Source organism: Caballeronia sp. GACF4, from assembly GCF_023631025.1.
Classification (GTDB): Bacteria; Pseudomonadota; Gammaproteobacteria; order Burkholderiales; family Burkholderiaceae; genus Caballeronia.
The window spans coordinates 172,119-198,034 of record NZ_JALQDW010000018.1; the positions used below are offsets into that span (position 1 = coordinate 172,119).

General features: G+C 63.2%; 24 protein-coding genes. 13 read left to right on the plus strand and 11 right to left on the minus strand.

The window, feature by feature from the left end:
• Positions 1-11: 11 nt before the first annotated feature.
• From NCR40_RS15860 to NCR40_RS15875, 4 genes are all read right to left on the minus strand, one after another.
• A complete protein-coding gene (locus tag NCR40_RS15860; protein WP_250509929.1) occupies positions 12-1,475 on the minus strand; it encodes an efflux transporter outer membrane subunit in 1,464 nt (487 codons plus the stop codon).
• On the minus strand, positions 1,472-2,722 hold the full coding sequence (locus NCR40_RS15865) for an efflux RND transporter periplasmic adaptor subunit (RefSeq protein ID WP_250509930.1): 1,251 nt from the start codon (positions 2,720-2,722) through the stop codon (positions 1,472-1,474). The genes NCR40_RS15860 and NCR40_RS15865 overlap by 4 nt, the downstream gene beginning before the upstream one ends.
• A gap of 25 nt (positions 2,723-2,747) precedes the next feature.
• Positions 2,748-5,948 (minus strand): efflux RND transporter permease subunit, encoded by a 3,201-nt coding sequence (locus tag NCR40_RS15870; RefSeq protein ID WP_250466742.1) that lies wholly within the window; start codon positions 5,946-5,948, stop codon positions 2,748-2,750.
• A 352-nt stretch (positions 5,949-6,300) separates the two neighbouring features.
• Positions 6,301-6,582, minus strand: coding sequence for a DUF4148 domain-containing protein (locus NCR40_RS15875; protein ID WP_250509931.1), 282 nt, complete (start codon positions 6,580-6,582; stop codon positions 6,301-6,303).
• Between the two features lie 316 nt (positions 6,583-6,898).
• Between NCR40_RS15875 and NCR40_RS15880 the strand changes: the two genes are divergently transcribed.
• Positions 6,899-8,230: an Nramp family divalent metal transporter gene (locus tag NCR40_RS15880; RefSeq protein WP_250493246.1), complete on the plus strand. Its 1,332-nt coding sequence runs from the start codon at positions 6,899-6,901 to the stop codon at positions 8,228-8,230.
• Between the two features lie 67 nt (positions 8,231-8,297).
• On the opposite strand, the gene motB is transcribed toward NCR40_RS15880, so the two are convergent.
• Complete coding sequence (motB, locus tag NCR40_RS15885) at positions 8,298-9,278, minus strand: flagellar motor protein MotB (RefSeq protein ID WP_244828478.1); 981 nt, start codon at positions 9,276-9,278, stop codon at positions 8,298-8,300.
• Between the two features lie 33 nt (positions 9,279-9,311).
• The gene (gene motA / locus NCR40_RS15890) at positions 9,312-10,181 is read right to left on the minus strand and encodes a flagellar motor stator protein MotA (protein ID WP_244828477.1); all 870 of its coding nucleotides are present in this window, start codon (positions 10,179-10,181) and stop codon (positions 9,312-9,314) included.
• A gap of 254 nt (positions 10,182-10,435) precedes the next feature.
• On the opposite strand from motA, the gene NCR40_RS15895 reads away from it, so the two are divergent.
• Complete coding sequence (locus tag NCR40_RS15895; protein ID WP_250510279.1) at positions 10,436-11,317, plus strand: helix-turn-helix domain-containing protein; 882 nt, start codon at positions 10,436-10,438, stop codon at positions 11,315-11,317.
• 63 nt (positions 11,318-11,380) lie between these two features.
• Positions 11,381-11,653 (plus strand): hypothetical protein, encoded by a 273-nt coding sequence (locus NCR40_RS15900; RefSeq protein ID WP_244828475.1) that lies wholly within the window; start codon positions 11,381-11,383, stop codon positions 11,651-11,653.
• A gap of 220 nt (positions 11,654-11,873) precedes the next feature.
• Here NCR40_RS15900 and NCR40_RS15905 read toward each other — a convergent pair whose 3' ends face one another.
• The 3 genes from NCR40_RS15905 to NCR40_RS15915 form a co-directional block, all read right to left on the minus strand.
• Entirely contained in the window at positions 11,874-12,041 is a 168-nt protein-coding gene (locus NCR40_RS15905; RefSeq protein ID WP_244828474.1) for a hypothetical protein, read from the minus strand.
• Between the two features lie 106 nt (positions 12,042-12,147).
• Positions 12,148-13,605, minus strand: a complete 1,458-nt coding sequence (locus NCR40_RS15910) for an MFS transporter (RefSeq protein ID WP_250509932.1) — start codon at positions 13,603-13,605, stop codon at positions 12,148-12,150.
• A gap of 122 nt (positions 13,606-13,727) precedes the next feature.
• A complete protein-coding gene (locus NCR40_RS15915; protein WP_250509933.1) occupies positions 13,728-15,038 on the minus strand; it encodes an MFS transporter in 1,311 nt (436 codons plus the stop codon).
• A 501-nt stretch (positions 15,039-15,539) separates the two neighbouring features.
• Here NCR40_RS15915 and NCR40_RS15920 point away from each other — a divergent pair.
• On the plus strand, positions 15,540-16,283 hold the full coding sequence (locus NCR40_RS15920) for a response regulator transcription factor (protein WP_250509934.1): 744 nt from the start codon (positions 15,540-15,542) through the stop codon (positions 16,281-16,283).
• A gap of 112 nt (positions 16,284-16,395) precedes the next feature.
• Here NCR40_RS15920 and NCR40_RS15925 read toward each other — a convergent pair whose 3' ends face one another.
• On the minus strand, positions 16,396-17,301 hold the full coding sequence (locus NCR40_RS15925; RefSeq protein ID WP_250509935.1) for a dihydrodipicolinate synthase family protein: 906 nt from the start codon (positions 17,299-17,301) through the stop codon (positions 16,396-16,398).
• Between the two features lie 213 nt (positions 17,302-17,514).
• Here NCR40_RS15925 and NCR40_RS15930 point away from each other — a divergent pair, with 213 nt between their 5' ends.
• The 7 genes from NCR40_RS15930 (at position 17,515) to NCR40_RS15960 (ending at position 23,134) form a co-directional block, all read left to right on the plus strand.
• Positions 17,515-18,465 carry a 4-hydroxyproline epimerase gene (locus tag NCR40_RS15930; protein WP_284507785.1) on the plus strand — a complete coding sequence of 317 codons (951 nt, stop codon included), beginning with the start codon at positions 17,515-17,517 and terminating at the stop codon, positions 18,463-18,465.
• Between the two features lie 5 nt (positions 18,466-18,470).
• Positions 18,471-19,610 carry an NAD(P)/FAD-dependent oxidoreductase gene (locus NCR40_RS15935; protein ID WP_250510281.1) on the plus strand — a complete coding sequence of 380 codons (1,140 nt, stop codon included), beginning with the start codon at positions 18,471-18,473 and terminating at the stop codon, positions 19,608-19,610.
• Positions 19,611-19,747: 137 nt separating this feature from the next.
• The gene (locus tag NCR40_RS15940) at positions 19,748-20,005 is read left to right on the plus strand and encodes a (2Fe-2S)-binding protein (protein WP_250510282.1); all 258 of its coding nucleotides are present in this window, start codon (positions 19,748-19,750) and stop codon (positions 20,003-20,005) included.
• A complete protein-coding gene (locus NCR40_RS15945) occupies positions 20,002-21,264 on the plus strand; it encodes an NAD(P)/FAD-dependent oxidoreductase (protein WP_250509936.1) in 1,263 nt (420 codons plus the stop codon). The genes NCR40_RS15940 and NCR40_RS15945 overlap by 4 nt, the downstream gene beginning before the upstream one ends.
• 4 nt (positions 21,265-21,268) lie before the next feature.
• The gene (locus tag NCR40_RS15950; RefSeq protein ID WP_250509937.1) at positions 21,269-21,466 is read left to right on the plus strand and encodes a hypothetical protein; all 198 of its coding nucleotides are present in this window, start codon (positions 21,269-21,271) and stop codon (positions 21,464-21,466) included.
• A 40-nt stretch (positions 21,467-21,506) separates the two neighbouring features.
• A complete protein-coding gene (locus NCR40_RS15955; protein WP_250509938.1) occupies positions 21,507-22,346 on the plus strand; it encodes an AraC family transcriptional regulator in 840 nt (279 codons plus the stop codon).
• A 377-nt stretch (positions 22,347-22,723) separates the two neighbouring features.
• On the plus strand, positions 22,724-23,134 hold the full coding sequence (locus NCR40_RS15960) for a response regulator (protein WP_244828431.1): 411 nt from the start codon (positions 22,724-22,726) through the stop codon (positions 23,132-23,134).
• A gap of 72 nt (positions 23,135-23,206) precedes the next feature.
• Here NCR40_RS15960 and NCR40_RS15965 read toward each other — a convergent pair whose 3' ends face one another.
• Positions 23,207-23,377, minus strand: coding sequence for a hypothetical protein (locus tag NCR40_RS15965; RefSeq protein WP_244828429.1), 171 nt, complete (start codon positions 23,375-23,377; stop codon positions 23,207-23,209).
• 139 nt (positions 23,378-23,516) lie between these two features.
• Here NCR40_RS15965 and NCR40_RS15970 point away from each other — a divergent pair, with 139 nt between their 5' ends.
• On the plus strand, positions 23,517-24,188 hold the full coding sequence (locus NCR40_RS15970; RefSeq protein WP_250466759.1) for a glutathione S-transferase family protein: 672 nt from the start codon (positions 23,517-23,519) through the stop codon (positions 24,186-24,188).
• An 89-nt stretch (positions 24,189-24,277) separates the two neighbouring features.
• Positions 24,278-25,915: an ATP-binding domain-containing protein gene (locus NCR40_RS15975; protein ID WP_250509939.1), complete on the plus strand. Its 1,638-nt coding sequence runs from the start codon at positions 24,278-24,280 to the stop codon at positions 25,913-25,915.
• Position 25,916: the final 1 nt, after the last annotated feature.

The window sequence follows — 25,916 nt, forward strand, 5'->3', positions numbered from 1 at the left end:
CGAACCGCCATTCAACGCGATGATTCCTCGACGCTCTGATTCGATGCACCCTGTTCCTGCGCCGCGTCATGCACGTCCCATCCGCCGCCCAGCGCCTTGACGAGCGCGACAGACGTGGTGTGTTGCTGGCCACGTATCTGCACATCCTGGCGCTCGCTCGTGAGCAATTGCTGCTGTGCGGTGATCACGTCGAGATAAGCGACGAGGCCGCCCGAATATCGATCATTGGCAAGCGAAAGCAGACGCTGCGAGTCGACCACGGCTGCATGCGATTGCTTCGCCGCGCCATCCAGCACCGATAACCCGACGATACCGTCCTGCACCTGCTGGAACGCGCCGAGAACGGTCTGACGATAATTCGCCTCAGCCGCCACGTAGCCTTCGCTCGCGAAGTCGACGGCAGCGGAACGCCGGCCGCCATCGAACACGACCTGGCTCGCCATGGTGCCGATGGTCCACAAGAGGCTTGGCGCGGAGATGAGACTCGAGAACGCGGTGCTCTCCCAGCCGACGTTACCGTTCAAGGTCAGGCTCGGAAAGAATGCAGCCTTGGCGACGCCGATTTGCGCATTCGCCGACGCCATCGAACGCTCCGCCGATGCCACATCCGGCCGGCGTTGCAGCACGTCACTCGGCAGGCCGAGCGGTATCGACGGCACCGGACGATCCTTGATGTCCGCCGCGATGGAGAACTGCGGCGCGGGCGTGCCGACGAGCGCCGCAATGGCGTGTTCGTATTGCGCGCGCTGGTTCAGCAGCAGTTGCGCCTGCACGCGTGTCGAGTCGAGTTGCGACTGCTGTTGCAGCACGTCGAGACCGGATACCGCGCCCAGATCGTGCTGCGAGGTCACGTAATCGAGCGCTTTCTTCTGCAGCCCCACGGAGCGATTCAGCACGTCGATCTCGGCATCGAGTTCGCGCATCGAGAAATAGCTGCTCGCGAGTTCCGTGGTGAGAACGAGCCGCGCGTTGGCGAGGTCGTCGCGCGATTGTTCCGCCGTTGCCTGTGCGCCTTCCACTTCGCGGCGAATGCGTCCGAACAGATCGAGGTCATAGCTCACGGAAGGCGCGAGCTTGATGTCGTTCTGAACCGTGCTCATGACCGGCGTGTTGTAGCTCGTGACCGGACGATTCTTCGATACGCGCAGACGGTCGGCCTGTGCGCCGAGATCCACCTCGGGCAGCGCGAGCGATGAGGTTTGCGCGAGCGTTGCGCGGGCCTGTTCGTAATGCGCGACGGCGGCCGCGAGCGTCTGATTCTGCGCGAGTGCTTGCGTCTCCAGCGTGTTCAGCGTGGCGTCGTCATAGCTCGTCCACCAGTCGAGCGCGAGCGGCGCGTGCGAAGGTTCGCCGACTCGCCAGTACGAGTCGGTTTGCCAGTCGGGCGGCGTCTCGGCGACGGGGCGCTTGTAATCGGGGCCGACGGTGCATGCCGCGAGCATCGTCAACAAGCCGATGGCAACGATGCCTCTCATGACGCGGCCTTCTGATTCGGAGTCTGCGGATCGTGCTGATTCTGCTGCTTCTGCGGCTGGACCACGACATGATCGCCGTCCGCAATGGAATCGCTCGGATTGATGATGATCTTGTCGGTCGGCTCGATACCGCTCTCGAGTTCGAGCGACTGCCCGAGATCCTGCGCGATCACGATCTTGTTCAGATGCACATGGCCGTTCGAGTCGACCACCGCGACGCGCGGTCCTTCCGCACGGAAGAGCAACGCATTGCCCGGCACGAGCAGGCGTGCATGGACGACGGCTGGCACGGCGACCTGCACATAGGCGCCGGGACGCAGGCGCTGATCGGCGTTGGGCAGCGTGACTTCGACTTGCAGCGAACGCGTGGGCACGTCGATCGCGCCGGAGATATGCGTGATCTTGCCGTGGAACTGCTGACCGGGAAGCTCGGCCTGCATCACGACCACCGACTGACCGACCGACACGTTCTGCGCATACGCCTGCGGCAACTGCACGAACACGCGCAGCGGGTCCGACTGCGCGAGCGCAAAGAGCGCGCGGCTCGCGCCACTGCCCGCGTCGATGAGATCGCCGACATCGACGTTGCGCTGCGTGACCACGCCTGCAAACGGCGCGACGATGCGCTTGAACGATTCGAGCTGACGCAGACGCTTCACGTTGGCGTCCGCGGCGGCGAGATTGGCCACGTCCTGGTTATACGTGCTCTGACGTTCGTCGAGTTCCTGCTGCGAGACGGCATCGCGCTGACGCAGTTGTTGCCAGCGTTGCAGCGAGCTTTTCGCAAGGCCCAGGCTCGATGCTGTCTGATCGCGTTGCGCGACCGCCTGCGCGAGCTCCTGATCGATTTCAGGGGTATCGAGATCGGCGAGCAACTGGCCTTGCTTCACGCGTGTGCCGATATCCGCGTACCAGTGCAGCAGATAACCCGTCGCGCGCGCATAAATCGGCGATTCGACGAAGCCGCGCAGCGTACCCGGCAAGGTCGTGTTGCCGCCGCCATCGGTCTGCGTCGGCGCGACCACGTTGACGTATTGCTGGGCGTTCTGTTGCGTGCGCGTGACGACCGAGCGGTTGTGGATCATGTCGCTGATCACGGTGCGCGCCGCGCCGAGCGCGAGCAGCGCAAGCACGATCACGAGCGCGATCTTCGCGCGTTTCCATTCGACATGGCGCGGTGGCAGCGCGGGTCCTTCATTCGGATCACGCGCGGGAATCGCGAGCGAGGCGTGGTTCTTTTCAGTCATGTTCGTCGGAGTGCCTGGATTGAATTCAGTGCTGCGTGTTCGTGTCGTCGGACTGCGCTTCGCCGTGCGGTTTCTGGCCTTTGCGTTCCGCGCGTTTAGCAAGGCGCGCGTGAATACCCGCGAAGACGAGCGGCACGAAGAACAGCGTGGAAACCGTGGCAAACAGCAAGCCGCCGATCACCGCGCGGCCGAGCGGCGCGTTCTGTTCGGCGCCTTCGCCGAGACCGAGCGCCATTGGAATCATGCCGATGATCATCGCGAAGGCCGTCATCAGCACCGGGCGAATACGGCTTGCGCCTGCTTCGAGCGCGGAGGCGAGCGGCGGCACGCCCGCTGTCAGACGTTGCCGCGCGAACGACACCATCAAGATACTGTTGGCGGTGGCGACGCCCATCGTCATGATCGCGCCCGTGAGTGCGGGCACGGACAGATGCGTGCCGGTGAGAAATAGCATCCAGACGATACCCGCGAGCGCCGCCGGCAACGCGCTCACGATGATGAGCGGATCGACCCACGACTGGAAGTTGACGACGATAAGCAAATACACCAGCACGATCGCCATGGCCACGCCAACGCCCAGCCCGAAGAACGATGTACGCATGGTCTCGACCTGACCACGCACATTGATCTGCGTGCCGCGCGGAAGCGTGCGGCGCGCTTCATCGACGAGATGATTCACCTGACGCGCCACGCTGCCGAGATCGTTTCCTTCCACGCTCACGAAGAGATCGATCACGGGACGGATGTTGTAGTGCGAGACTTCCGCGAACTGATTCTGCGGCGAGACACGCACGAGGTTGCCGAGCAACTGCGTCGGTCCCGTGAGCGAGGCAGACACAGGCGTGCGCAAGAGTTCGTCGACCGATGAAACCTGATACTGCGGCGTCTGTACCGCGAGGTTGTATTCCACGCCATTCTTCGGGTTGAACCAGAATCCCGGCGACGTTTGCGAACTGCCCGATAGTGAAACGAGCACGTTCTGCGCGACATTGCTTGCCGAGAGATTGAGCTGCTGCAGACGCGTGCGGTCCATGGTCAGGTTGATGACGGGTTCGTCGAGCTTCTGCTGGATGTGCGTATCCACGTTGCCGGGAATCATGCGGATCTGCTTCATCAGCTTGGCCGCGACCTGAAAGTTAGCTTGCTGATTTTGGCCTTGAATCTGCACGTCTACGGCGGCGGGCAAGCCGAAGTTCAGAATCTGCGTGACGATATCCGCGGGCTGAAAGAAGAACTCCACGCCGGGGAATTTCTGCGGCAAGAGCGCGCGCAGTTCATCGATATATTTTTCGGTCGGCGCGTGATCTTCTTTCAACGCGACCTGTATCTCGCCGTCGAGCGTACCGATGGTGCCCGAGTTGCTGTACGAGAGATTGATACCGCTATAGGGCAGGCCGAGATTGTCGAGGATGGTATCGAGCTCATCGGCGGGCACGACCTGACGCACGACCTTCTCGACTTCATCGGCGAGACGCGCGGTTTCCTCGATACGCGTGCCCGTTGGAGCACGCATGTGCATGCGGATGTCGCCGGCATCGACCGTGGGAAAGAAGTCCTGGCCGAGCACGAACACCAGCGCGGTGGAGATGAGACAGAAGCCGAGAAAGAGCGAACCGTAGAGCCGCCGCTTCACGAGCAGGCTGCTCAGAATCACGATGTATGCGGCGCGCATGCGCTCGAAGCCGTGATCGAACCGGCGATGCAGCCGCATGAAGAGATTCGGCTTCTTCTTGGCATCGGGTGCATGCGCGTGGCCCATCAGCAGCATGGCGAGCGTCGGCACGAGCGTCCGAGAAAGAATGTACGACGCGATCATGGCGAACACCACGGCTTCCGCGAGCGGCACGAACAGGAACTTCGCCACGCCGGTCAGGAAGAACATCGGCACGAACACGATACAAATACACAGCGTCGAGACGAGCGCGGGCACGGCAATTTCGCCCGCGCCTTCGAGAATCGCTTCGTGCAGATCGGTGCCCATGTGCAGATGGCGTTCGATGTTCTCGATGGTGACGGTGGCGTCGTCGACGAGAATGCCCACCGCGAGCGCGAGCCCGCCCAACGTCATGATGTTGATGGTTTGCCCGAGCGCATGCAGCACGATCAACGACGACAGAATGGACAACGGAATCGAGATCGCGATGATGCAGGTGCTGCGCCAGTTGCCGAGGAAGAGCAGGATCATGGCGGCCGTGAGCGCGGCGGCGATCAGCGCTTCGCGCACCACGCCCTGCACGGCGGCTTTCACGAACACCGATTGATCGAAGAGCGCGGTGATCTTGATGTCTTCCGACAACGACGAACGCGCTTGCGGCAGGAGACCCTTCAACGTGTTGACGATAGAGAGCGTCGATGAATCGCCGTTCTTCAGCACCGAGATCAGCACGCCGCGCCGGCCATCCTGACGCACGACGTTGGTCTGCGGCGAGAAGCCATCGCGCACGTGCGCCACTTCACGCAGATAAGTCGTCGCGCCGTTCACGGTTCGCACGGGCAGGTCGTTGAGGCCTTCCACGGTGGTCGGTGAACCGTTCATGTTGATGGTGAATTCTTTCGGCCCGATCTTCGCCGTGCCGGTCGGCAGAATCAGGTTCTGCGCGTTGACGGCGCTGACCACATCGGTTGGCGTCAAGCCTTTGGCGAGCAGCGCGCGCGTATCGAGGTCGATGGAGATGAGACGCGACTTCCCGCCATACGGATACGGCACCGATGCGCCCGGAATGGTCACGAGCTGTGGGCGCAGGAAGTTGAGCGCCGTATCGTTGAGCGACTGCTCCGACTCCTTGGGACTCGACAATCCAAGCTGGATCACAGGAATGCTCGACGCCGAATAACTGATGACGAGCGGCGGCGTTGCGCCGGGCGGCATCTGCTTGAGCTGCGCCTGTTCGACGGCCACCGTCTGCGCGATCGCCGTCTGAATGTTCGCGGTTGGCTGCAAAAACAGCTTGATGATGGCGATACCCGGCAACGACTGCGACTCGATATGCTCGATGTTGTTGACGGTGGTCGTGAGACTGCGTTCGTTCACGGACGTGATGCGGTTGGCCATGTCCTCGGACGAGAGGCCCGTGTACGTCCAGATGATGCTGACAACCGGAATGTTGATCTCCGGAAGTACGTCCACCGGCGTCGTCAGAATGACGAATGGCGTGGCCAGCAGGATCATGATGGCCATTACGATGAACGTATAAGGCCGCTTCAGCGCTACGTTGACAATCCACATTGAGGCGTTCGGAAGAGCGAGGGAGGGACGCAGGTGCTTTCACGCGCGGGACGAGTCTCGAAGGCGGGTCGGTGAGTCGCCTTCGGTGCCCTATGGTAGTGGCAACGTACCAACGAGATAATGACGCGAAAATGGCGATTTCGTCATCTTGCGTGAAATGAAAGGCGTGTGTAATCCTAAGCGCTCGAAAGGAAAGCCGGCAGCGCGCAATGGAAGGTGAACGTAATCGGAAAGTACGTCGATGCATCGCGCGAAAGGCAATGCGAGTACCGCAGTGAGACGGCGCGGGATCGCTTCAATTCAGCGGAAGCCGCGCTGGCCTCGTTCGGAATGGCGTGACTGTTGAATGACGTTATTGCGGAGTCTGGCCGAGCGGCGTGGTCGTCATGGTCGGTTGTCCCGACGCGGACGAGCCTTCCGACGATGCGCCATACGACGGGTTCGAGACCTTCTGTTCGGCGGCCTGGATATCGTTCGGGTAAAACGCATCGCGCTCCGACGGGTTGTAGCCGGCTTGTTCGACCTTGACGAGATCCTGTGTGACCTGTGCACGGGTGAGTCCTTCGCTTTGAGCAAAGGCGGCAAGTGGCGCTGCGGCCAACGTAACGATAGCGATGCGAGCGAGTAGTTTCATGGCGAACTCCCTGAAAAGTTAAGGACGATTCGCGGCGTGCGGTTTCGTGGTTTCGAGCGTCATGAAGCTCGTTACACCCACCACCGCCACGGCACCGATTCTATGTCTCGCACCGTGACGAGATGCTGGCGGTCAAATGGCGCTTTGGTCAGATTGAAGCGGGCGCTGTCACAAACGTTTTCGCCTGTGGCGGCAAGCGCCCGATGATAGACTCGCGAGCTTCGAGCGTCCTGTAAGACAAAGGCATGGTTCGTTTCAGTGACGCTCGCTTTCGTTCAAACATCTTTCGTTCAAACATCGACACCGGGACCGTCAATTGCCGTTCAAGCTGCCGACCACGGCCACCGCGCCATTCTGTCCGTCTGAAGTCAAAGGCTCCGTCGCCGTCGCGCCTGGCGCGTCGTTCTGGAAAAAGCTGCTGCAGTTCGCGGGGCCGGGGCTGCTCATCTCCATCGGTTATATGGACCCGGGCAATTGGGCCACCGATATCGAAGCCGGATCGCGCTATGGCTACGACCTGCTTTTCGTGGTCGTGCTTTCGAGCCTTGCGGCGATGGTGCTGCAATGTCTGTCGATGCGCCTCGGCATTGTCACCGGACGCGATCTCGCGCAGCTATCACGCGAACGCTACGCAAAGCCCGTCGCTCATGCGCAATGGGCGCTCGCCGAACTCTCGATCATCGCGTGCGATCTCGCCGAAGTGCTCGGCGGTGCGCTCGCGTTTCACTTGCTATTCGGCTGCTCGCTGATGTGGGGCGTGATCTTCACCGCGTTCGATACGCTCATCGTGCTCGGTCTCAAGGGCAAGAACTTTCGCGATCTCGAAGCCATCATGCTGGGTTTGATTGCGACCATCGGGCTTGGCTATATTGTCGAACTCGTGCTCGTGAAGCCGCATTGGGCTTCGGTCGCCGCAGGTCTCGTGCCTTCGATCAGCCTCTTCTCGCAGCGCGAGCCGCTGTATCTCGCCATCGGCATTCTCGGCGCAACCGTGATGCCGCATAACCTCTATCTGCATTCGTCGATCGTGCAAACGCGCGTGGTTCAGCGCGATAAGAAGAGCCTGGCGTCGGCCATCGGCTTGTCGCGCATCGACACTATCGTCGCGCTCGTGCTTGCGTTGCTCATCAACGCGGCAATTCTGATTCTCGCGGCATCGGCGTTTCATGCGACAGGGCATACGCAAGTCACCGAGATCGAAGATGCCTACAAGCTGCTGGCGCCTATCGTCGGCACCGGGCTGGCCGCGGTTCTCTTCGCGGTGACGCTATTCGCTTCGGGACAAAGCTCGACGTTTACCGGCACCATCGCGGGCCAGGTCATCATGGAAGGCTTCCTGCACTTGAAGATTCCGTGCTATCAGCGGCGTTTCATCACGCGTGCGCTCGCGCTCGTGCCCGCGCTGATCGGCGTGTATGCGATGGGCAACGGCGCGGTCGGCAAGCTGCTGGTCGCGAGTCAGGTCGTGCTGAGCCTGCAATTGCCGTTTGCATTGTGGCCGCTCATTCGCATGACGAGCGATCGGACGCTGATGGGCGAGTTCGCCAATGCCATGACCACGAAGCTGCTGGCGTGGCTCTTGTTCGTCGTGATCAGCGTGGCGAATGTGTGGCTCGTCGTGCAGACCGTGAGCGACTGGCTTTCCTGAGCGCATGAAAGAAAGCGCCATGCACGCGTGATTTGTGCATGGCGCATCTGTCGATGTAGCCTGGAGGTTACTTGACCACCGCTGCCGGCGCGGTCGATTTCGCCGCCACGGCCGCCGGAATCGCGGTTTCGGGAGGCAAGGTCTGATCCACCGTCGTGCGGCCGCCATCGCGGAAGAATGCCTGTTCCGCAGCCTTGTTCAGCACGAGAATACTGATACGGCGATTGGTCGGTTCGTCGGCAACGTCCTTATTGAGCGGCAGCGCATCGGCGAGACCGCGCACCTGAAGAATCTTGCTTTCCTTCATGCCGCCGCTGACCAGCGCCCGGCGCGCGGAGTTGGCACGCTCGCTCGACAGCTCCCAGTTCGAGTAGCCCGTCTGATTGCCGGAGTAGGGCACGGCGTCCGTGTGACCGGCGATAGACACGCGGTTATCGACGTCATTCAACGACGCGCCGATATTCGTGAGAATCGTCGTCACATAGCTTTCGAGCTTGAAGCTGCCCGACGCGAACATGGGCCGCTTGAGCGAATCGACAATCTCGATACGCAAGCCTTCGCTCGTGATCGCGATCCGAATCTGATCCTTGAACGCTTTCAGTGCAGGCGTCTGTTCGATCAGCGCTTGCAGCTTCTGCTTCAGTTGCTGCAGGCGCTGCATGTCGTCCGCGGCGACGGCGGCACGCGCGATTTGCGGCGGCACTGGCTGAGTCTGGCTCTTCTTGCCTTCGCCGGGACGCGTGCTCGACAGATCGCGTCCGCCGCCTGGAATCACGCTCGTGTGCGCGGATGCGCCGCCGTCGTTGCCGAAGAGCGCGGAAAGCGGTGTGTTGAAGTAATCCTCGATGCCTTCCTTGTCGTACTTCGACGTGGAGCCCAGCAGCCACATCAAGAGAAAGAAGGCCATCATCGCGGTGACGAAGTCGGCGTAGGCAATCTTCCATGCGCCGCCATGATGACCGTGTCCGTGCGCCTTCTTCTTGCGGCGCACGATGATGGTCGGCGCGAGCACGGATTGCAGCGGATCGCGTGAAGGTTTCTCAGCCATGAACGTGTTTTCCGGTAATGAGCGCGAGCGGCTTTAAGCGGACTTCGGCATCTTGGTGGCGCGCACGGCGTCGTCCAGTTCCTTGAAACTCGGACGGTCCGCCGTGAAGAGCACCTTGCGGCCAAACTCGACGGCGATGGTCGGCGCGTAGCCGTTCATCGACGCGAGCAACACGGACTTCACGCACTGGAACGGCTTGGCTTCGGCCGCGCCCTTTGCGTTGAGCAAGTCAGCGAGCGGTCCGAAGAAACCGTATGCGAGCAGAATGCCGAGGAAGGTTCCGACGAGCGCACCCGCGATCATCTCGCCCAGCACGGCGGGCGCGGCGCCGACCGAGCCCATGGTGTGCACCACGCCCATAACCGCCGCGACGATACCGAACGCCGGCAAGCCGTCCGCCATCTTCTGAATTGCGTTACCGGCAATCGCGCTTTCGGTGTGATGCGTTTCGAGTTCTTCGTCCATCAGGTCCTGCATTTCCATCGCGTTGACGTTGCCTGCGGACATCATGCGCAGATAGTCGACGATGAATTCGAGCAGATGATGATCGTTCATCACGTGTTCGTACTTCTGGAACACGGGGCTGGCTTCGGGAGCATCGACGTCGGCTTCGAGCGCCATCATCCCTTCCTTGCGGGCCTTTTGCAGCAGCTCATAGAGCAGCGCGATCAGCGCAAGGTATTTCTCTTTCGTGTAGGCGCCGCCCTTAAAGGCCTTCGGCAGACCTTGCAAGGTCTTCTTGAGCGTTGCGGTCGGATTGGACACGACGAACGCGCCGATTGCCGCCCCGAAAATACACAGCAACTCGAACGGCTGAACCAGCGCCGCCAGATGCCCGCCGACGCCGATAAAACTCCCGATCACCGAACCGATGACCACTACCCAACCGATAATGACAAACATGATCTCTCCGCAAGAAGTCAGGGCGTCGCGAGCACTGCGAGCTCGACATGAGACACGCACGGCACGCGAAACTTTATTGGCTTGTTGATGGCTTTTAACGGCGCGGACCACCCGAGATTTAGGGTTACGCGCGCAAAGATTTCTGCGCAATGGTTTGCGAGGTAAATGTTACGACGGCATTCGACGCAACTTTGACCGGTCATTACGCGTCAGGTAATGGATCGCGGATGGACGAATCGACTAACATCGGCGGCATGAATTCGACTTTTGCGTTCGTTGCATCGAGTGTTGCGCCGCCCGCGACGGTCGGCGCGCTGTTGCGTGAATGGCGCCAGAAACGGCGCATGAGCCAGCTCGACCTGGCTGGCGACGCCGATGTATCGACGCGTCATTTGAGCTTCATCGAATCAGGGCGATCGTTGCCGAGCCGCGAGATGCTCATGCGCCTGGCCGAGCAACTCGATGTGCCGCTGCGCGAGCGCAATACGCTCCTGATGGCGGCGGGTTATGCGCCGCTATATCGCGAACGCCCGTTCGCCGATCCGCAACTCGATGCCGCGCGCCGTGCCGTCGAACTCGTGCTCAAGGGACACGAGCCGTATCCGGCGTTGGCCGTCGATCGTCACTGGACGATGATCGCTGGCAACGCCGCCGTGTCGGCGCTGGTTGCGCTCGCGGCGGATGCGTCGCTACTCGCGCCGCCTGTGAACGTGCTGCGCTTGTCGCTGCATCCGCAAGGCTTGGCTCACGCAACCGAGAACTGGCACGAATGGCGCGCGCATCTACTGGCGCGTGTGCGTCGGCAGATCGAGGTTTCTGGAGACGCCACGCTCGCTGCGCTGCTCGTGGAACTCGAGGCTTATCCAACGCTGCCGCATGCCGGCAAGGCGAGGAGTGCCGAACTCGATCCCGTGGTCGTGCCGCTGCGCCTTTTGACGCCACACGGCACACTGTCGTTTCTGAGCACGACGACGGTATTCGGCACGCCGGTGGACATCACGCTATCCGAGTTGGCAATCGAGGCCTTTTTTCCCGCCGATGAATTTACGGCTACCGCGCTCGCGGAGATGTCGTTGCGCTCACGGCCATCAGCTTACAAAATTGAACCTGACGACGCGGCGCGAATCAATGAATGAGCACGCGGCGTTTTAGCGAAGCGGCTAACCATGGCTTTTGTCCAACCAACGCGGAAGACAGCGATGATTCAAACATTCGAACAAGTAATCGGCGGGCAAAGCATGCAGTTCTGCGCGAGTATCGCGGACGGCGGCGGTCCCCGGCGCGTCATCATCAGCCGGGCGGATTCGGCGGAATCGCTCGTGATCGTGGAGGCGGGCGGCATTATCGGTGCCATCAAAGCGGAAGTCGAGGCGCCGGATACGTTCGTCGCGGATGCCGTGAAGCGGGCGCAGGAGGAAGGCTTGATCGAGCGCGCCCTGCAGACGGGTGCCGTGCAAACTACGAATTTGTAATTCTGGTTTAGACGGCAACAACGCCCGCGTGGCGATCTTCGGTCGCGCGGGCGTTGTGCTTTCTGTGTTTGGAAGATAGTGCGAGCCACATAGCGCGCTGCTTAGGCTCTCGGCCTGCCGTCTCTGCGGTCAGTTAGGCGTGACCTCGACCGGCGCCGGAATTCAGCGGAGCCGCGCGGTCCGTTTCACGAAAGCAGCGCCGCTCGAACAACGCGCGCCTTCAAAGGCGCGGCTGCCCATTCCTCGGATCGGCGGGAACGAGTGGCGTCGCTGAATCCGGGCCATCGGGCATGTCCGGATCATCGGGATTCGGCGCCGCGTCGGGGTCGAGCAGCTTGTCCGGGTCTGGTTCCATCGGCTCTTCGGGTGAGCGGGGCATCGTCGACATGATGGGGTGTTCTCCAGAGTATGCAGTTCGTGTGTGACCGGCACGGTTTCGTCGATGCCGGGCGTCCCTCATGCGTCTGCAACGCGCGTTCCTGAGTCTCGTCGCATTATTCCGTCGCCTGCCGTGCCGCGCTCATCGGGCGATTGCCACGCGCATCGCGCACGAGAAACCCGCTGAAGCAAGCGCAGACTAGAAGCGCCACGGATATGCCCGCCGACCAGCGCACCGCATCGACGATCTGCGCCGTTGCCGCGCCGCCTTCGCCATGTCCCGCGAGCGCGCCGAATGCCGCCACGCCGATTGCGCCCGCCGCCTGCCGCGCCGTATTCAATACTGCGGACGCCGTGCCCGCGCGCTCCTGACCGACCGTGCCGAGAAGCGCGGTGGTCATTGCCGGAACCGCGACGCCCATGCCGGTTGGAATCAGGAGGAACGGCACGATGAGCGCGAGCGTGGGCGTGTGGGCATCGACGAAAACGAGCGCCGCGAAACCGGCGGCGTCGATAAGCGCGCCGGCGATCATCGGCGCACGCGAGCCGAAACGCGCGACGACCGGCCCGCTCGCCAGATTCGACAGCAGAAAGCCGCCCGTCAGCGGCAGAAAAGCGAGACCGGTCTGCAACGGCGTATGTCCGAGCACGCGCTGCAAGTACAGACTCAGCACGAACACCATCCCATAGTAGGTAAGATTCACGCCGATACCGAACACCACCGCCGCGCTGAAGGTGCGCTCCTTGAAGAGCGCGAGCGGAAGCATCGGCGAGCGTGTGCGGCCTTCGATCACGACGAACGACGCGCCCGCCAGCAACGCCAGCGCAACCCCGCCGAGCACGAGCGGATGCGTGAGTCCGAGCGGCCGCATCTCGATGACCGCGCCGACGAGCGCCGTGAGCGCGATCACGGCAAGCGCCTGACCGGGCAGGTCGATACCGCGCGCGCCACGACCGGTTCCAGGTTGCGCGGGTGTTTCGCGGACCCACGCGAACGTCGCCGCTATGCCCGCCGCACAGATCGGCACGTTGACCCAGAAGATGCTGCGCCAGCCGAACGCCGCGATCAGCACACCGCCGACGATCGGCCCGGCCGCGATCGAAATCGAGCCCGCAGCCGTCCACAGACCCACCGCGCGCGCCCGCAAACGCGGATCGTGACCGCAGGCTGCGTTGAGCAGCGCGAGCGAACTGGGCAGCATCGCCGCCGCGCCGATTCCTTGCAGCGCGCGGGCCGCGATCAACTGCGGGGCATCGCGCGAGAACGCGCACGCGAGCGACGCCAGCGCGAACAAGGCGAGCCCGCCCGCGAAAAGCCGCCGCGCGCCGATGCGATCGCCGAGCGAGCCGGCGGAAAGCATCAGCGCGGAAAAGGCGAGCGCGTAGCTGTCGATGGTCCATTGCAGACTCGCGACGTTCGCGTGCAGGTCGTGACCGATGCTCGCCAGCGCCACATTGACGATGGATACATCGAGTTGCGAGACGACGAAGCCGACGCTGGTGGCGGCAACGATGAGCACCTGACGCGCGCTCAGGCGCGCCGTTTTGGGATCGAGATCGAGGTTCGAGTTCATGCCCTCAATGCTAGACGCGGCGCGCGCTCGATGTTTCAGGCACGGGTGAAACGTGGCGGTTCAGGTCGTAAAAAGCGCACTCACGGGGAGTGCGCGTTGCGTGATCGGATCAGGCCCGCCGTTCAGGCCTCGATCGCCGCTTCCCGGATAAACAGCGTAGTCACCGCGCCCACCGCGCACAGCGCGCAGACGTAGATCACGGGTGCCATCGGACTGGATTTCATCATCAGCGAAACGACGATCGGCGTGAGTCCGCCGAAAACGGCATATGCGACGTTGTACGAAAACGAGATGCCCGAAAAGCGAATGGCGGGCGGAAACGCTTTCACCATGACGAACGGAATTGCGCCGATCACGCCAACCGTGAAGCCCGCGCACGCGTACCACGGCAAGAGCACGGAAGTATCGAGCGAAACTTGCCGGAACAGCAGGTAATACGACACGCCGAGCGCAATCGCGCCGATGAAAATCGTCCTGCCCGCGCCGATGCGCCCCGCAATCGCGCCCGCCAGCACGCAACCGATGGTCAAGAACAGCGTCGCCACGCAATTGGCCGCGAGCACGGTCGCCGGCGCGATGTGGAATTGCTTCTGCAGAAGCGTCGGCGTCATCAGAATGACCACGACGATAGCCGCGGAAAGCATCCACGTGAGCAGCATCGACACGATCACGGCGCGGCCATGATCGCGCAGCACGGCTTTGAGCGGAATCTCGGCGGCAAGCGACTTGCGCTTTTGCAGTTCGGCGAACACGGGCGTTTCATGCAGCCAGCGTCGCAGATACACCGAGCACAACCCGAACAATCCGCCGAGCAGGAACGGCAGACGCCACGCGAAGTCCGCGACTTGCGCCGGCGCGAAGCTCTTGTTGATCGCGGTCGCGACCAGCGAACCGAGCAGAATGCCGGCCGTCAGTCCCGCCGTGAGCGTGCCGCACGCGTAGCCGACATGACGACTCGGCACGTGCTCCGACACGAAAACCCACGCGCCAGGCACTTCGCCGCCGACGGCCGCGCCTTGCATCACGCGAAAGAGGAGCAGCAGAACGGGCGCCATCATGCCAATCGAAGCGTAAGTGGGCAGCAGGCCCATCAGGAGCGTCGGCACCGACATCAGCAGCACGGAGAGCGTGAACATGCGCTTGCGGCCGAGCAGATCGCCGAAATGCGCCATGACGATACCGCCCAGCGGCCGGGCAAGATAACCCGCCGCGAAGATGCCGAAAGTCTGCAGTTGCCGCAGCCAGTCAGGAATCGTGGCGGGAAAGAACAGCTGGCCGATCACGGGCGCGAAGAACACGAAAATGATGAAGTCGTAGAACTCGAGAGCGCCGCCAAGTGCGGCGAGGGTGAGCGTTTTATAGTCGCCGCGCGTGAGACGGCGGCCCGCGGCGCTCGTGGTGTCCGAGGCGCCGGGCAGAGGTGTTGCGTGCATCGAAAAAAGAACCCGTAAATGAAAAGAGCCGCGCACGTGTCGGGACGTGCCGCGCAAGAAGAGGCGTTGTCCTGCGGCTTTTCAAGACGCGCCGGGTGAGCGCGAATCAAGGACCGGATGATGAGCCCGACGGACGCATTATCGTATCGCGCCCGGCGGCCGCGCTGCGCGAACGACTCGGAGTCGCGCGGCAGCGTTCCTTTGCGAGACATCGGTAAGAGCTCGCAAACGGGGACGTTCAAGCCAGACGCGCGATGTTACAGGATGAAAGGCCACCTCCGGCAGAACGGCCGATCTATTTTCGAGATGGTTGTGCGTGCGACACGGTGTCGAAATCGTCACATGCGTTGACAAATTCGGATGAGTCCGATGGGAAAGGGAAACAGGTCTGCCCAGAATGCCGCCTGTATTTAACCGTCTCAGTCTGTAACGAGACGTCCTGCGGTGCCCGTTCGACAAGGCATCTGCTTATTGCCCCTCAGACTCATCAGGCCAGACCCTATGCGCGTCGCCGTTTTGCAAACCGACCCAAGTTATAGAAATCTCATCAGCGACGTCGTCAAGCGGCTTGGTCACGCGTGCGTGACCTTTGGCGACGGCCTTCAGTTGTCCAAGGCGCTCTCGCGTTCCACGGTCGATCTGCTCATTCTCGACTGGAATTCATCCGGTCTGTGCGGTCTCGACCTGCTCAAATCCGTGCGCTCCAGTTTCGGCGAGCGCGTGCCGGTCATGTTCGCCACGCCCGACGGCGCCGAACACAACGTCGTTTGCGCGTTGACGGCAGGCGCGGACGATTACGTCGTTTATCCGGTGCGCCCGGGCGAATTCGGCGCGCGCATCGAAGCGCTGATCCGCCGGGCGTATCCAACCACGTCGAGCGCTTGCCTCGAAGTCGGGCCGTATCGCTTCGACTCGCGTCAGCAAGCCGTCACGGTGCGCGGCCGTCCGGTGCAGTTGAGCGGCACGCAATTCCGCCTCGCCCAGTTGTTCTTCTCGAATATCGGTCGCGTGCTGTCGCGCGATCATATTTTCGCGATGGTCTGGGGTCGCGAGTTCCGCGAAACCACGCGCACTATCGACAGTCACGTGTCGCGTCTGCGTCTGGCGCTGGAAATCGAGCCGGTCAATCACTTCCGCCTGCAGCCGGTGTACAAGAGCGGTTATCGCCTGTTGCATCTGTATGGCGATGGCGAGGAAACCGGCGACGAGCGGGTTGAACCCGAGCATGCCCGTATTGCTCCTTAAGAGCACCAAGTAAAAATGCCGTCGCGAGACGGCATTTTTGCGTTTGCCTTGAAAGACTCACGCTTTCACATATGGATTCCGTCGCGAGACGGCATCGCTTTGTTCGGCGAAATCAGAGCCGCGGCAATTCAGGCCGCGTTTCGATACTTCGCCGGATCAGCGCTTCGATCTCCTTGCGTTCGTCGCCGGCAAGCGGAAGTCGCGGCGGGCGTACCGGCTCCGTGCCAAGGCCGACGATCGTTTCCGCGAGCTTGATGTTCTGCACGAGCTTGTGCGACACGTCGAGCGCGAGCAGTGGCGCGAACCAGCGGTAAATCGCGCGCGCTTCCTCCATGCGTCCCGCCTGCAAAAGCTTGTAGATCGCCACGGTCTCGCGCGGAAACGCGCACACGAGGCCAGCCACCCAACCGTGCGCGCCCATCAGCATGGCTTCCATCGCCAGATTGTCGACGCCGCAAAAGAGCGCGTAGCGGTCGCCGACTTCGTTGATCAGGTCGGTAATGCGCCGTACGTCGCCGCTGGATTCCTTGATCGCCGCGAATTTGCTGTCTTCGGCCAGTTCCGCGAACATGCGCGGCGTGACATCGACGCCATACGCGAGCGGATTGTTGTAGACCATGATCGGCAGCGGACTTGCATCCGCGACCATGCGGAAATGGTTGAGCGTCTCGCGCCGATCCGACATATAACGCAGACCCGGCAGCATCATGTAGCCCTTCGCGCCCCGGCTCGCCGCGCGCGCCGCCTGGCGGCAGCCGTCGAGCGTGCTGTTTTCCGCGATGGTCAGCAGTACCGGCACGCGTTCGCGCGCCGCGTCCACGGCGATATCGAGAACGTCGAGCTTTTCGTCGAGCGAAAGCGTCGAAGCTTCGCCGAGCGAGCCGCACACGATGATGCCGTCCACGCCAGCCTCGATCTGCGCTTCGATGTTCTTCTTCGTCCACGCGCGGTCTATGCTGAAATCGGCGTTGAACTTGGTGGTGACGGCGGGCATCACGCCTTCCCAGATATGCGACACGGCGGCTCTCCGAAAATGTTTGAACGCTGTGCAGTTTAAGCACGGCAAAACAAGGCGTCTTGCGCGTTTCGCGCGCGGCGCGTGCCGATTTCGGCACAGCGCGCGCGGGCTCCGGCGAGCGTCGTCGGGCGAGGGCGGGTTATGCCGATATCGTCATCGAAATCGCGTAGCCGCTCCAAGACGCCTGCCGCGCGCATTTTTAGGATAGGCAGCATGAAAACCATCGACATCATCGATTCGCATACGGGCGGCGAGCCGACCCGCCTCGTCACCGCGGGCGGTCCGGACTTGGGCGACGGCACACTCGCGCAACGGCTGGAGACGTTTCGCACGCGTTTCGACGACTGGCGCCGCGCCATCGTCACCGAGCCGCGCGGCTCCGACGTCATGGTCGGCGCGCTTCTTTGCGCGCCCGACGACCCCACCGCGACTGCGGGCGTCGTCTTCTTCAACAACGTCGGCTATCTCGGCATGTGCGGGCACGGGACCATCGGGCTCGTGGCGTCGCTGGCGCATGCGGGACGGATAGCGGCGGGGCGGCATCGTATCGATACGCCCGTCGGTCCCGTCGATGCCACGCTCAATCCGAACGGCAGCGTCAGCGTGCGCAATGTGCCGGCATACCGGCATCGGCGCGCGGTGACGGTGGATGTGCCCGGCTACGGTCCGCTCACGGGCGATGTCGCGTGGGGCGGCAACTGGTTTTTCCTCGTCGCGGACCACGGACGCACGCTCGACGGCGCGCGTATCGCGGAGTTGACGGCATTTTCCGATGCGATTCGCGAAGCGCTGCAGGCGCAGGGCATAACGGGCGCGGCGGGAGCGTACATCGACCATATCGAACTGTTCGCGGATTCGCCTTCGACGGGCATCGACAGCCGCAGCTTCGTGCTGTGCCCAGGCAGCGCGTACGACCGGTCGCCGTGCGGCACCGGCACGAGCGCGAAGCTCGCGTGTCTCGCGGCGGACGGATTGCTCGCGCCGGGCGAAATCTGGCGGCAGGAAAGCATCATCGGCAGCGTGTTCGAGGCGAGTTACGAGCACGCGCAAGGCGAGATCGTGCCGACGATCACCGGCTTTGCGCACGTCATGGGCGAAGGGCGGCTCGTGTTCGACGAGCGCGATCCGTTCGCGCGCGGCATTCCGGCGAGCGTTGCCGCGTGACGCACATGTCGGCGGATGTGATCGTCGTCGGCGCGGGCATCGTCGGCGCGGCGTGCGCGGCGGAACTGGCTGCGCGCGGGCTTGTGGTCGATGTCGTGGATGCGCGGGGTATCGGCGGCGGCGCGACGGCGGCGGGCATGGGGCATATCGTCGTGATGAACGATTCCGCCGCCGAATTCGCGCTGACCCGCGCGTCGCGCGACTTGTGGCTGGCGCTCGCGCCGCATTTGCGCGAACGCGACGCCTTCGTGCGATGCGGCACCGTCTGGGCCGCCGAAGACGACGAGGAACTCGACGCGGCGCAAACCATGCGCGATGCCTTCGCGGCAGGCGGCGTGCGCGCGCATTTGCTCGATGCGACCGGCTTGCGCGAGGCGGAGCCATCGCTGAGTCACGCGCTGCGAGGCGGCGTTCTCGTCGATGACGACGCCATCGTCTATGCGCCTGCAGCCGCGCAATGGCTGCTGACGCGCTCCGAAGGCGCCGCGCGCATTCGCGTCGTCACCGGCTGCGCGGTCGCTGGCGTCGCCGCCACCGACAGCGCCGCGAGCATCACGCTTCGCGGCGGCGAGCGGCGTCACGCGGCGCATGTGGTCGTCGCCAACGGGATCGCGGCGGCGGAGTTGATCGATGGTGTGTCACTCGAAGCCAAGAAGGGACATCTGCTGATCACGGATCGTTATCCGGGCACGATCAGGCATCAGGTGGCGGAACTCGGGTATATCAAGAGCGCGCATCACGCGCGCGGCGTGTCGGTGGCGTTCAACGCGCAGCCGCGGCCGACGGGACAGATTTTGATCGGCTCTTCGCGGCAGTTCGGCAAAGTCGATCCGGCCATCGATGCCCGCGTGCTCGCGCTCATGCTCAGACGCGCGTCGCGGTTTTTGCCGGGCATCGGCGCGCTCAACGCGATTCGCGCGTGGACCGGTTTGCGCGCGGCGACGCCGGACGGCATGCCGCTGATCGGCCCGGCGCGGTATGCGGGCGATCGGTTGTGGCTTGCGGCCGGGCATGAAGGGCTGGGCGTCACGACTTCGCTCGGCACTGCCGCGTTGCTGGCGGATCAGATTCTCGGCGCGATGCAAGCGCCTTACGCGGCTGCGTTTTCGCCGCAGCGGTTTGCGCGGGAGCCGGTCGATGGTTGAGATTGCGCGCTTGCCGCTCGCGTGGCCGCTTTGGCTTTCCAAGCTTGCAAGCAGGAATGCCTCGACGATTGCTGCCGGGCGTGGCGCCATCGACGGCGAAGCGCCGGGTCCGCTCGCGCTCTTACAAGATCGTCCAGATGGCTGAAACCGTCCGCATCTTCATCGACGGTGAAGCGCTCGACGTCGCCGCTTTCACCACCATCGCCGCCGCGCTCGCGATGCGCTCGATCGCAGGCACGCGCCGCTCCGTTTCGGGCGAGCCGCGCGCCGCGCTCTGCGGCATGGGCGTCTGTCAGGAGTGCCGCGTCATCGTGACGGGCCGCGCGCATGTGCTCGGCTGTCAGACGTTGTGTGACGAAGGCCTCGTCATCCAGACGATGGCGACGCCGCGATGACGCCCGAAATGTTCGATCTCGCGATCGTCGGCGCGGGGCCGGCGGGGCTCGCGGCGGCGCAGGAAGCCGCGCGCGCGGGCGCGCGGGTCGCGCTCATCGACGATAACCCGCGTCCCGGCGGTCAGATCTGGCGGCAGGGTCCGCAGGCAGCGCTCGCCGATCCACTTCGTCACTGGCTCGCCGATACCGCCACGCGCCCGAATCTCACACGCTTGAGCTCGACCAAAGTGGCCGCCGTCTCCGGCGACAAGCGGCTCCTGCTGGAGCAGCAGACGGCATCGCTCGAAATCGCATGGTCGAAGCTGATTCTCGCGACCGGCGCGCGCGAGCGTCTGTTGCCGTTCGAGGGCTGGACGTTGCCCGGCGTCACGGGCGCGGGCGGCTTGCAGGCGCTCATCAAGAGCGGGATGCCGGTGCGCGGGCAGCGCGTCGTGGTGGCGGGAAGCGGTCCGCTACTGCTCGCCGCCGCCGATACCGCGCGCCGTCACGGCGCCGAAGTTCTCGCGGTCATCGAGCAGGCGCGTTTTGGGCGCATCGCGCGTTTTGTCGCGTCACTTGCGGTGACGCCCGCGAAGCTCGCGCAGGCCATGGCGCTTGGGACGGCTGGCTATCGGACGGGCGGTGTCGTCGTGAAGGCGCACGGGCGTGAGCGCGTTGAAGCCGTCACGATCCGCACTGGCAGTCGGGAGCGAGTCATCGAAGCCGATCGCATCGCGTGCGGTTACGGGCTCGTGCCGAATACGACGCTCGCGCAGGCGCTAGGCTGCGCATTCGCCGATACCGCCGCCCTTTGCGTCGACGACACTCAGCGCACTTCGCTCGATGCGGTGTTCGCCGCCGGAGAATGCACGGGCATCGGCGGCATGGAGCTGGCGCGCGTCGAAGGATTGATTGCGGCGCGCGCGGCGCTGGGGCTCGCCATCGACATGCGTCTCGTGCGCGAACGCGGGCGCTGGCGTGCGTTTGCTGGGCGCGTCGAGCGCGCTTTCGAGCTGGGTGCCGCCGCACGCACGCCGCCATCCGCCGACACGCTCATATGCCGCTGCGAGGACGTGCGCTTTGGCGACGTCGCGGCGCATGCCAATTGGCGCGATGCGAAGCTGCAGACGCGCTGCGGCATGGGCGCGTGCCAGGGACGCATTTGCGGCGAGGCGGCGTCGGTGTATTTCGGCTGGGAACGCCCGATGACGCGTCCACCGTTCGCGCCAGTTCGCATCGATACATTGATGGCGGAACTCGACGAAGGCGCGGTGGATTGAGGTCTTGGCGGCCGATGAACCGCGTACTAGCGTGATGAAGCCGTGCCGCGATACGCTTCACGCCAACGCCAACGCCAACGCCAACGCCAACGCCAACGCCAACGCCAACGCCAACTTCAAGAACCGACGCCCGCTCACGCATGAGCCGCCATGCAAGGCAGACGCCACGCTCAATTTTGTCCTGATGCACTCGCTCCTATAATCACCCGCATCGCGTTCAAAGTCAGCCCAACCGAAAACGCATGCCAACCTCGCCCGGCCTTCCCGACGAAGAACCCGCAGCCGATGCCTCGCCTGCATCGACGCTCGGCGCCATGCTCGCGCACTTCGCGCTGCTCGCGCCGGTGTTCGACGCGATGCCCGATATCGTGTTCTTCGTGAAAGATCGCCACGCGCGCTACGCGATGGTCAACCGCACCCTCGCGCGCCGCTGCGGCCACAAGGACGACAAGTCCGCGCTGCTCGGCCGAACCGCCGAGGACGTTTTTCCGAGCCGCTTCGGGCGCATCTATACGGCGCAGGATCAGGCGATCATCGCGCAGGGCACTCAGCTCATCGATCAACTCGAATTGCATCTGTATCCCGGCCGCGAGCCCGGCTGGTGCATGACCTGCAAACAGCCGCTGCACGATGCGACGGGCAAAATCGTGGGTCTCGCGGGTATTTCGCGCGATCTGCAAGCGGCCGAAGGCACGCATCCGGCCTACAGCAGGCTCGCGGCGGTCGTGCAGCACATTCAGGAAAATTTCGTGCAGCCGCTCAACATGCGGCAACTCGCGCAGATGGCGAACATGTCGATCGCGCAGCTCGAACGATATTTTCACAAGGTCTTTCACCTGACACCGCGCCAGGTATTGCTGAAGACGCGGCTCGATGCCGCCACCGCACTGCTCGTCTCAAACGACAACAAGGTGACGGACGTGGCAGCGTTATGCGGCTACACCGATCACAGCGCCTTCACGCGGCAGTTCAAGGCGACGATCGGAATTACGCCGACGGAATATCGCGCGCTGTTGCAGACGTCGCAGGCGCCGCAGCCGTCTTCCACGCGCCCCGATTCCGCCGCGAACCTAAATGTCTGATGAGAAATCGGGGCATGGCTGCGGTTTTAATTACACGGTCGTGCGGCTTTACCGGCCGGTGCGCCACTAAAAAAACGCTGAAAGCGCCGCCAGTCAAGGGTCTGCGGGCGACGCCGGAGACCGGTCCGGTTCTTGCTCGATTTCGGTGCGCCGAGACCGGCATTACCCCCGTTGTCCCGGCGCGAGACATACTGCGCGGCATTCCGCACCGGTGCACGCGCAGCATAGAACACGGTGCGTTCGGAATTCCCGCCGCGTTTTCTTGTCAACGTATGCTTGGTGCGCGCAGTCGACGCGAGGTTGCCCAGGCAGTCAGGAGCGGCGAGCCGTGGAGACCGTGCGCGAGAATTCCGTTTTAGGCAGTCGAAAAGAACATCATGAACGAAGTAGCAAGATTGGGGCACACGCGGATCGTGCTGGTCGAAGACGATCCCGAAAGCAGGGCATCACTGCAAATTTTGCTGGAAGAAGAAGGCGCCGATGTGATCGCCGTAGCCGACGCCGAAGACGGCGCGGAAGCCGCGATCCGGAATCTTCCCGATGCGGTGATATGCGATCTCGACCTTCCCGGAATGGACGGTTTCTACCTCGTGCAACGTTTGCGCGACCACGAAATACGGGGCAATCTCCCGCCTTCCGTGGCCATCGCGCTGACAGGACACGACGGCGACGAATACCGATTACGAAGTATCGGCGAAGGATTCCAGCATTTCATGACGAAGCCCGCGCATCCCGATGAACTGGTGGCGCTGATTCAAGACGCGCTGTCGGCACGTGTGGTGACTTGAATTCGCGTTTGTCTTGCGCGAGCGGCGTCGGCTGCAAGCGCAAGACAGCGGGAAAAGGCAGGCGATAAGCGGCTACGAGCGGTCGCGATTGCGGGCGCGCGTTGCGCCGGTAATGACGGCGATGCCGAGCAGGATGACGGCTACGATGGCGATCGTATGTTGCGACACGTGCATGGCAACGAGCCCCCACGCTACGCCGCCGATGAAAATCAGCCAGCCCACCAGATAAATGATCAGCGTCACGGTTTCTCCTGTTGTCCCTGTGTGCGTGTGAAAGAGATGCGCCCTCGGGCGCGCGGACATTATCCTTCGACGTATGCTCGCGTGGTGTCGGCTTGCAAGTCGCATACCAACGCTCACGATAACAATACGAGGCAACAGCGTGCTCACCGTCCATCACCTCAATAATTCCCGCTCGCAACGCGTCCTCTGGATGCTCGAAGAACTCGGCGTCCCGTACGAGTTGAAGCGTTACGAGCGCGATCGCAACACCATGCTCGCGCCGCCCGAATTACGCGCCGTGCATCCGCTCGGCAAGTCGCCGGTCATCACGGATGGCGCGCAGACCATTGCGGAATCGGGCGCCATTCTCGAGTATCTCGTCGATCGCTACGGCGAAGGGCGTTTCTCGCCGCCGCATGGCGCATCGCCGGAACGCGTGCGCTTCAATTACTGGATGCATTACGCCGAAGGCTCGGCCATGCCGCCGTTGCTGCTCAAGCTCGTGGCCTTGCGCATCGGCAGCGCGAAGATGCCGTTCTTCGTGAAGCCGATCGGCCGCCGGATCGCGCAGACCATGCAGACCAGTTTCATCGATCCGCAATTGAAGCTGCACTTCGGTTATATCGAAAGCGAACTCGCGAAGTCCGAATGGTTCGCGGGCGACACTTTCAGCGCCGCCGACGTGCAAATGAGCTTTCCGCTCGAAGCCGGCAGTCAGCGCGCGGGCGCGAAGAGCTTGCCGCATGTGCGCGCGTTTCTCGAACGCATTCACGCGCGGCCTGCATATCAGCGTGCGCTCGAGCGCGGCGGCCGTTACGATCTCGCGGGATAGCGTCGGATAGCGCCCGACGCTTCGGCGCGCGCCGTTGCGTACAATGAAGCGCGACTTCATCGCAGATGCAACCAAGCTCCAAGGCAAGCATGGCTCGAATCGTTCCCGACGACTGGAAGAACCTGGAAGCAACCGGCGCAGCGGCCCGCGAGCTCGAAACGCTCGCGCTGCTGGAAAAGCTGCCCGAGGACTACACGGTGTATCACGGCGTACACTGGACGCGCGTCAACGAAGGCTTCTCCGTCTTCGGCGAAGCGGATTTCGTGGTGGTCGCGCCATCGGGCCGCGTGCTGATGATCGAGCAGAAAGCCGGTTTCCTGCGCGAAACCAGCGCGGGGCTCGTGAAGGTCTACTTGCAGAAGGAACGCAACGTCGCCATTCAACTCGCGCGCACGCTGGAAAATCTGCATCGGCGCTTTACGGCGGCGTTCGGCGCGGGAACGTATCGCATAGAGGAACTGCTGTATTGCCCCGACTACACGGTGAAGGACGCGGCCATTGCCGGCGTGCCGCCCGGACGTATCGTCGATGCAAGCCGCAAGGCGCAACTGCCGAAAGTCGTGCTGGAGATTCTGCCGCCCGACGAGCCGCGCTTCGAGTCGGCCGCGCGCATCCATCACTTTCTCGCCGATGAACTCTCGCTCACGCCCGATACCAACGCGCTCGTCGGCGCAGCCAACACGCTCGTCACGCGCCTTTCAGGCGGTTTGGCGACATGGGCGCGCCGGCTGGAGTTTTCGCCGTTTCGCTTGCGCGTGATCGCAACCGCCGGCGCGGGCAAGACGCAACTCGCCGTGCGCGTCATGCGCGACTCGCTCGCGGCGGGCAAGAGCGTGCTGTACGTATGCTTCAACCGGCCGCTCGCGGATCATATCCGCGCGATTGCGCCGAAAGAGGCGAGGATCGCGAATTATCATCAGCTGAGCGCCTCGGTGGCGCGCGATGCCGGCAGTCCGCCCGACTTCTCCCAGCCCGATGTCTTCGCGACGCTCGAAGAACGCTTCGCCGCCGTGCCCGTGCCCGAGCACTGGAAGACGGATGTGTTGATCGTTGACGAGGGACAGGATTTTCAGCCGGGATGGGTCGAACCGCTGGAACGGTTGCTGAATCCGGACGGCGCGTGGTGGTGGCTCGAAGATCCGATGCAGAACCTGTATCTGCGCGAGCCCGTGCCGCTGCCCGGCTGGACCATTCTGCGCGAGACGACCAATTACCGCAGTCCGCGCGATCTTCTGGGCTTCATCCGCAAGATCGTCGGTCCGGGCGCGCGGCTGGATGCGGGCAGTCCGTTCGATGGCTCGGACGTGACTATCGCCACCTACGAGAACGGCCATTCCGACGAAGTGATCGAGGCGACCAAGCGCGCCATCACGCAGGCGCTCTCGCTCGGCTTTCGCAAGCAGGACATCGCGGTGCTGTCGTTTCGCGGGCGCGAGGGTTCGGCGCTCACGCCCGTCGATCATCTCGGGCCGCATCGGTTGCGCGCGTTCACCGGCACGTACGATCTGTTCGGCAATCCGGAGTATCGCGAGGGCGACGTGCTGCTCGAATCGATCTATCGCTTCAAGGGACAATCCGCGCCGTGCGTGATCCTCACCGAAGTCGACTTCGACGTGCTCGATGAACAAGCCGCGCGCAAAGTCTTCGTCGGCGCGACGCGCGCGACCATGAAGCTGATCGTGGTCGCGTCGGAGCGGGCGGCAGCCGCCATCGAAGCGCTGCCATAAA

Excerpts from the sequence above, each read along its gene's own strand:
- NCR40_RS15960 (WP_244828431.1), top strand. The coding sequence starts at position 22,724 with ATGAACGAAGTAGCAAGATTGGGGCACACGCGGATCGTGCTGGTCGAA.
- NCR40_RS15900 (WP_244828475.1), top strand. The coding sequence starts at position 11,381 with ATGATTCAAACATTCGAACAAGTAATCGGCGGGCAAAGCATGCAGTTC.
- NCR40_RS15920 (WP_250509934.1), top strand. The coding sequence starts at position 15,540 with ATGCGCGTCGCCGTTTTGCAAACCGACCCAAGTTATAGAAATCTCATC.
- NCR40_RS15945 (WP_250509936.1), top strand. The coding sequence starts at position 20,002 with ATGACGCCCGAAATGTTCGATCTCGCGATCGTCGGCGCGGGGCCGGCG.
- NCR40_RS15915 (WP_250509933.1), bottom strand. The coding sequence starts at position 15,038 with ATGCACGCAACACCTCTGCCCGGCGCCTCGGACACCACGAGCGCCGCG.
- motB (WP_244828478.1), bottom strand. The coding sequence starts at position 9,278 with ATGGCTGAGAAACCTTCACGCGATCCGCTGCAATCCGTGCTCGCGCCG.
- NCR40_RS15935 (WP_250510281.1), top strand. The coding sequence starts at position 18,471 with ATGTCGGCGGATGTGATCGTCGTCGGCGCGGGCATCGTCGGCGCGGCG.
- NCR40_RS15875 (WP_250509931.1), bottom strand. The coding sequence starts at position 6,582 with ATGAAACTACTCGCTCGCATCGCTATCGTTACGTTGGCCGCAGCGCCA.
- NCR40_RS15910 (WP_250509932.1), bottom strand. The coding sequence starts at position 13,605 with ATGAACTCGAACCTCGATCTCGATCCCAAAACGGCGCGCCTGAGCGCG.
- NCR40_RS15870 (WP_250466742.1), bottom strand. The coding sequence starts at position 5,948 with ATGTGGATTGTCAACGTAGCGCTGAAGCGGCCTTATACGTTCATCGTA.
- NCR40_RS15955 (WP_250509938.1), top strand. The coding sequence starts at position 21,507 with ATGCCAACCTCGCCCGGCCTTCCCGACGAAGAACCCGCAGCCGATGCC.
- NCR40_RS15865 (WP_250509930.1), bottom strand. The coding sequence starts at position 2,722 with ATGACTGAAAAGAACCACGCCTCGCTCGCGATTCCCGCGCGTGATCCG.
- NCR40_RS15940 (WP_250510282.1), top strand. The coding sequence starts at position 19,748 with ATGGCTGAAACCGTCCGCATCTTCATCGACGGTGAAGCGCTCGACGTC.
- NCR40_RS15860 (WP_250509929.1), bottom strand. The coding sequence starts at position 1,475 with ATGAGAGGCATCGTTGCCATCGGCTTGTTGACGATGCTCGCGGCATGC.
- NCR40_RS15905 (WP_244828474.1), bottom strand. The coding sequence starts at position 12,041 with ATGTCGACGATGCCCCGCTCACCCGAAGAGCCGATGGAACCAGACCCG.
- motA (WP_244828477.1), bottom strand. The coding sequence starts at position 10,181 with ATGTTTGTCATTATCGGTTGGGTAGTGGTCATCGGTTCGGTGATCGGG.
- NCR40_RS15975 (WP_250509939.1), top strand. The coding sequence starts at position 24,278 with ATGGCTCGAATCGTTCCCGACGACTGGAAGAACCTGGAAGCAACCGGC.
- NCR40_RS15895 (WP_250510279.1), top strand. The coding sequence starts at position 10,436 with ATGAATTCGACTTTTGCGTTCGTTGCATCGAGTGTTGCGCCGCCCGCG.
- NCR40_RS15930 (WP_284507785.1), top strand. The coding sequence starts at position 17,515 with ATGAAAACCATCGACATCATCGATTCGCATACGGGCGGCGAGCCGACC.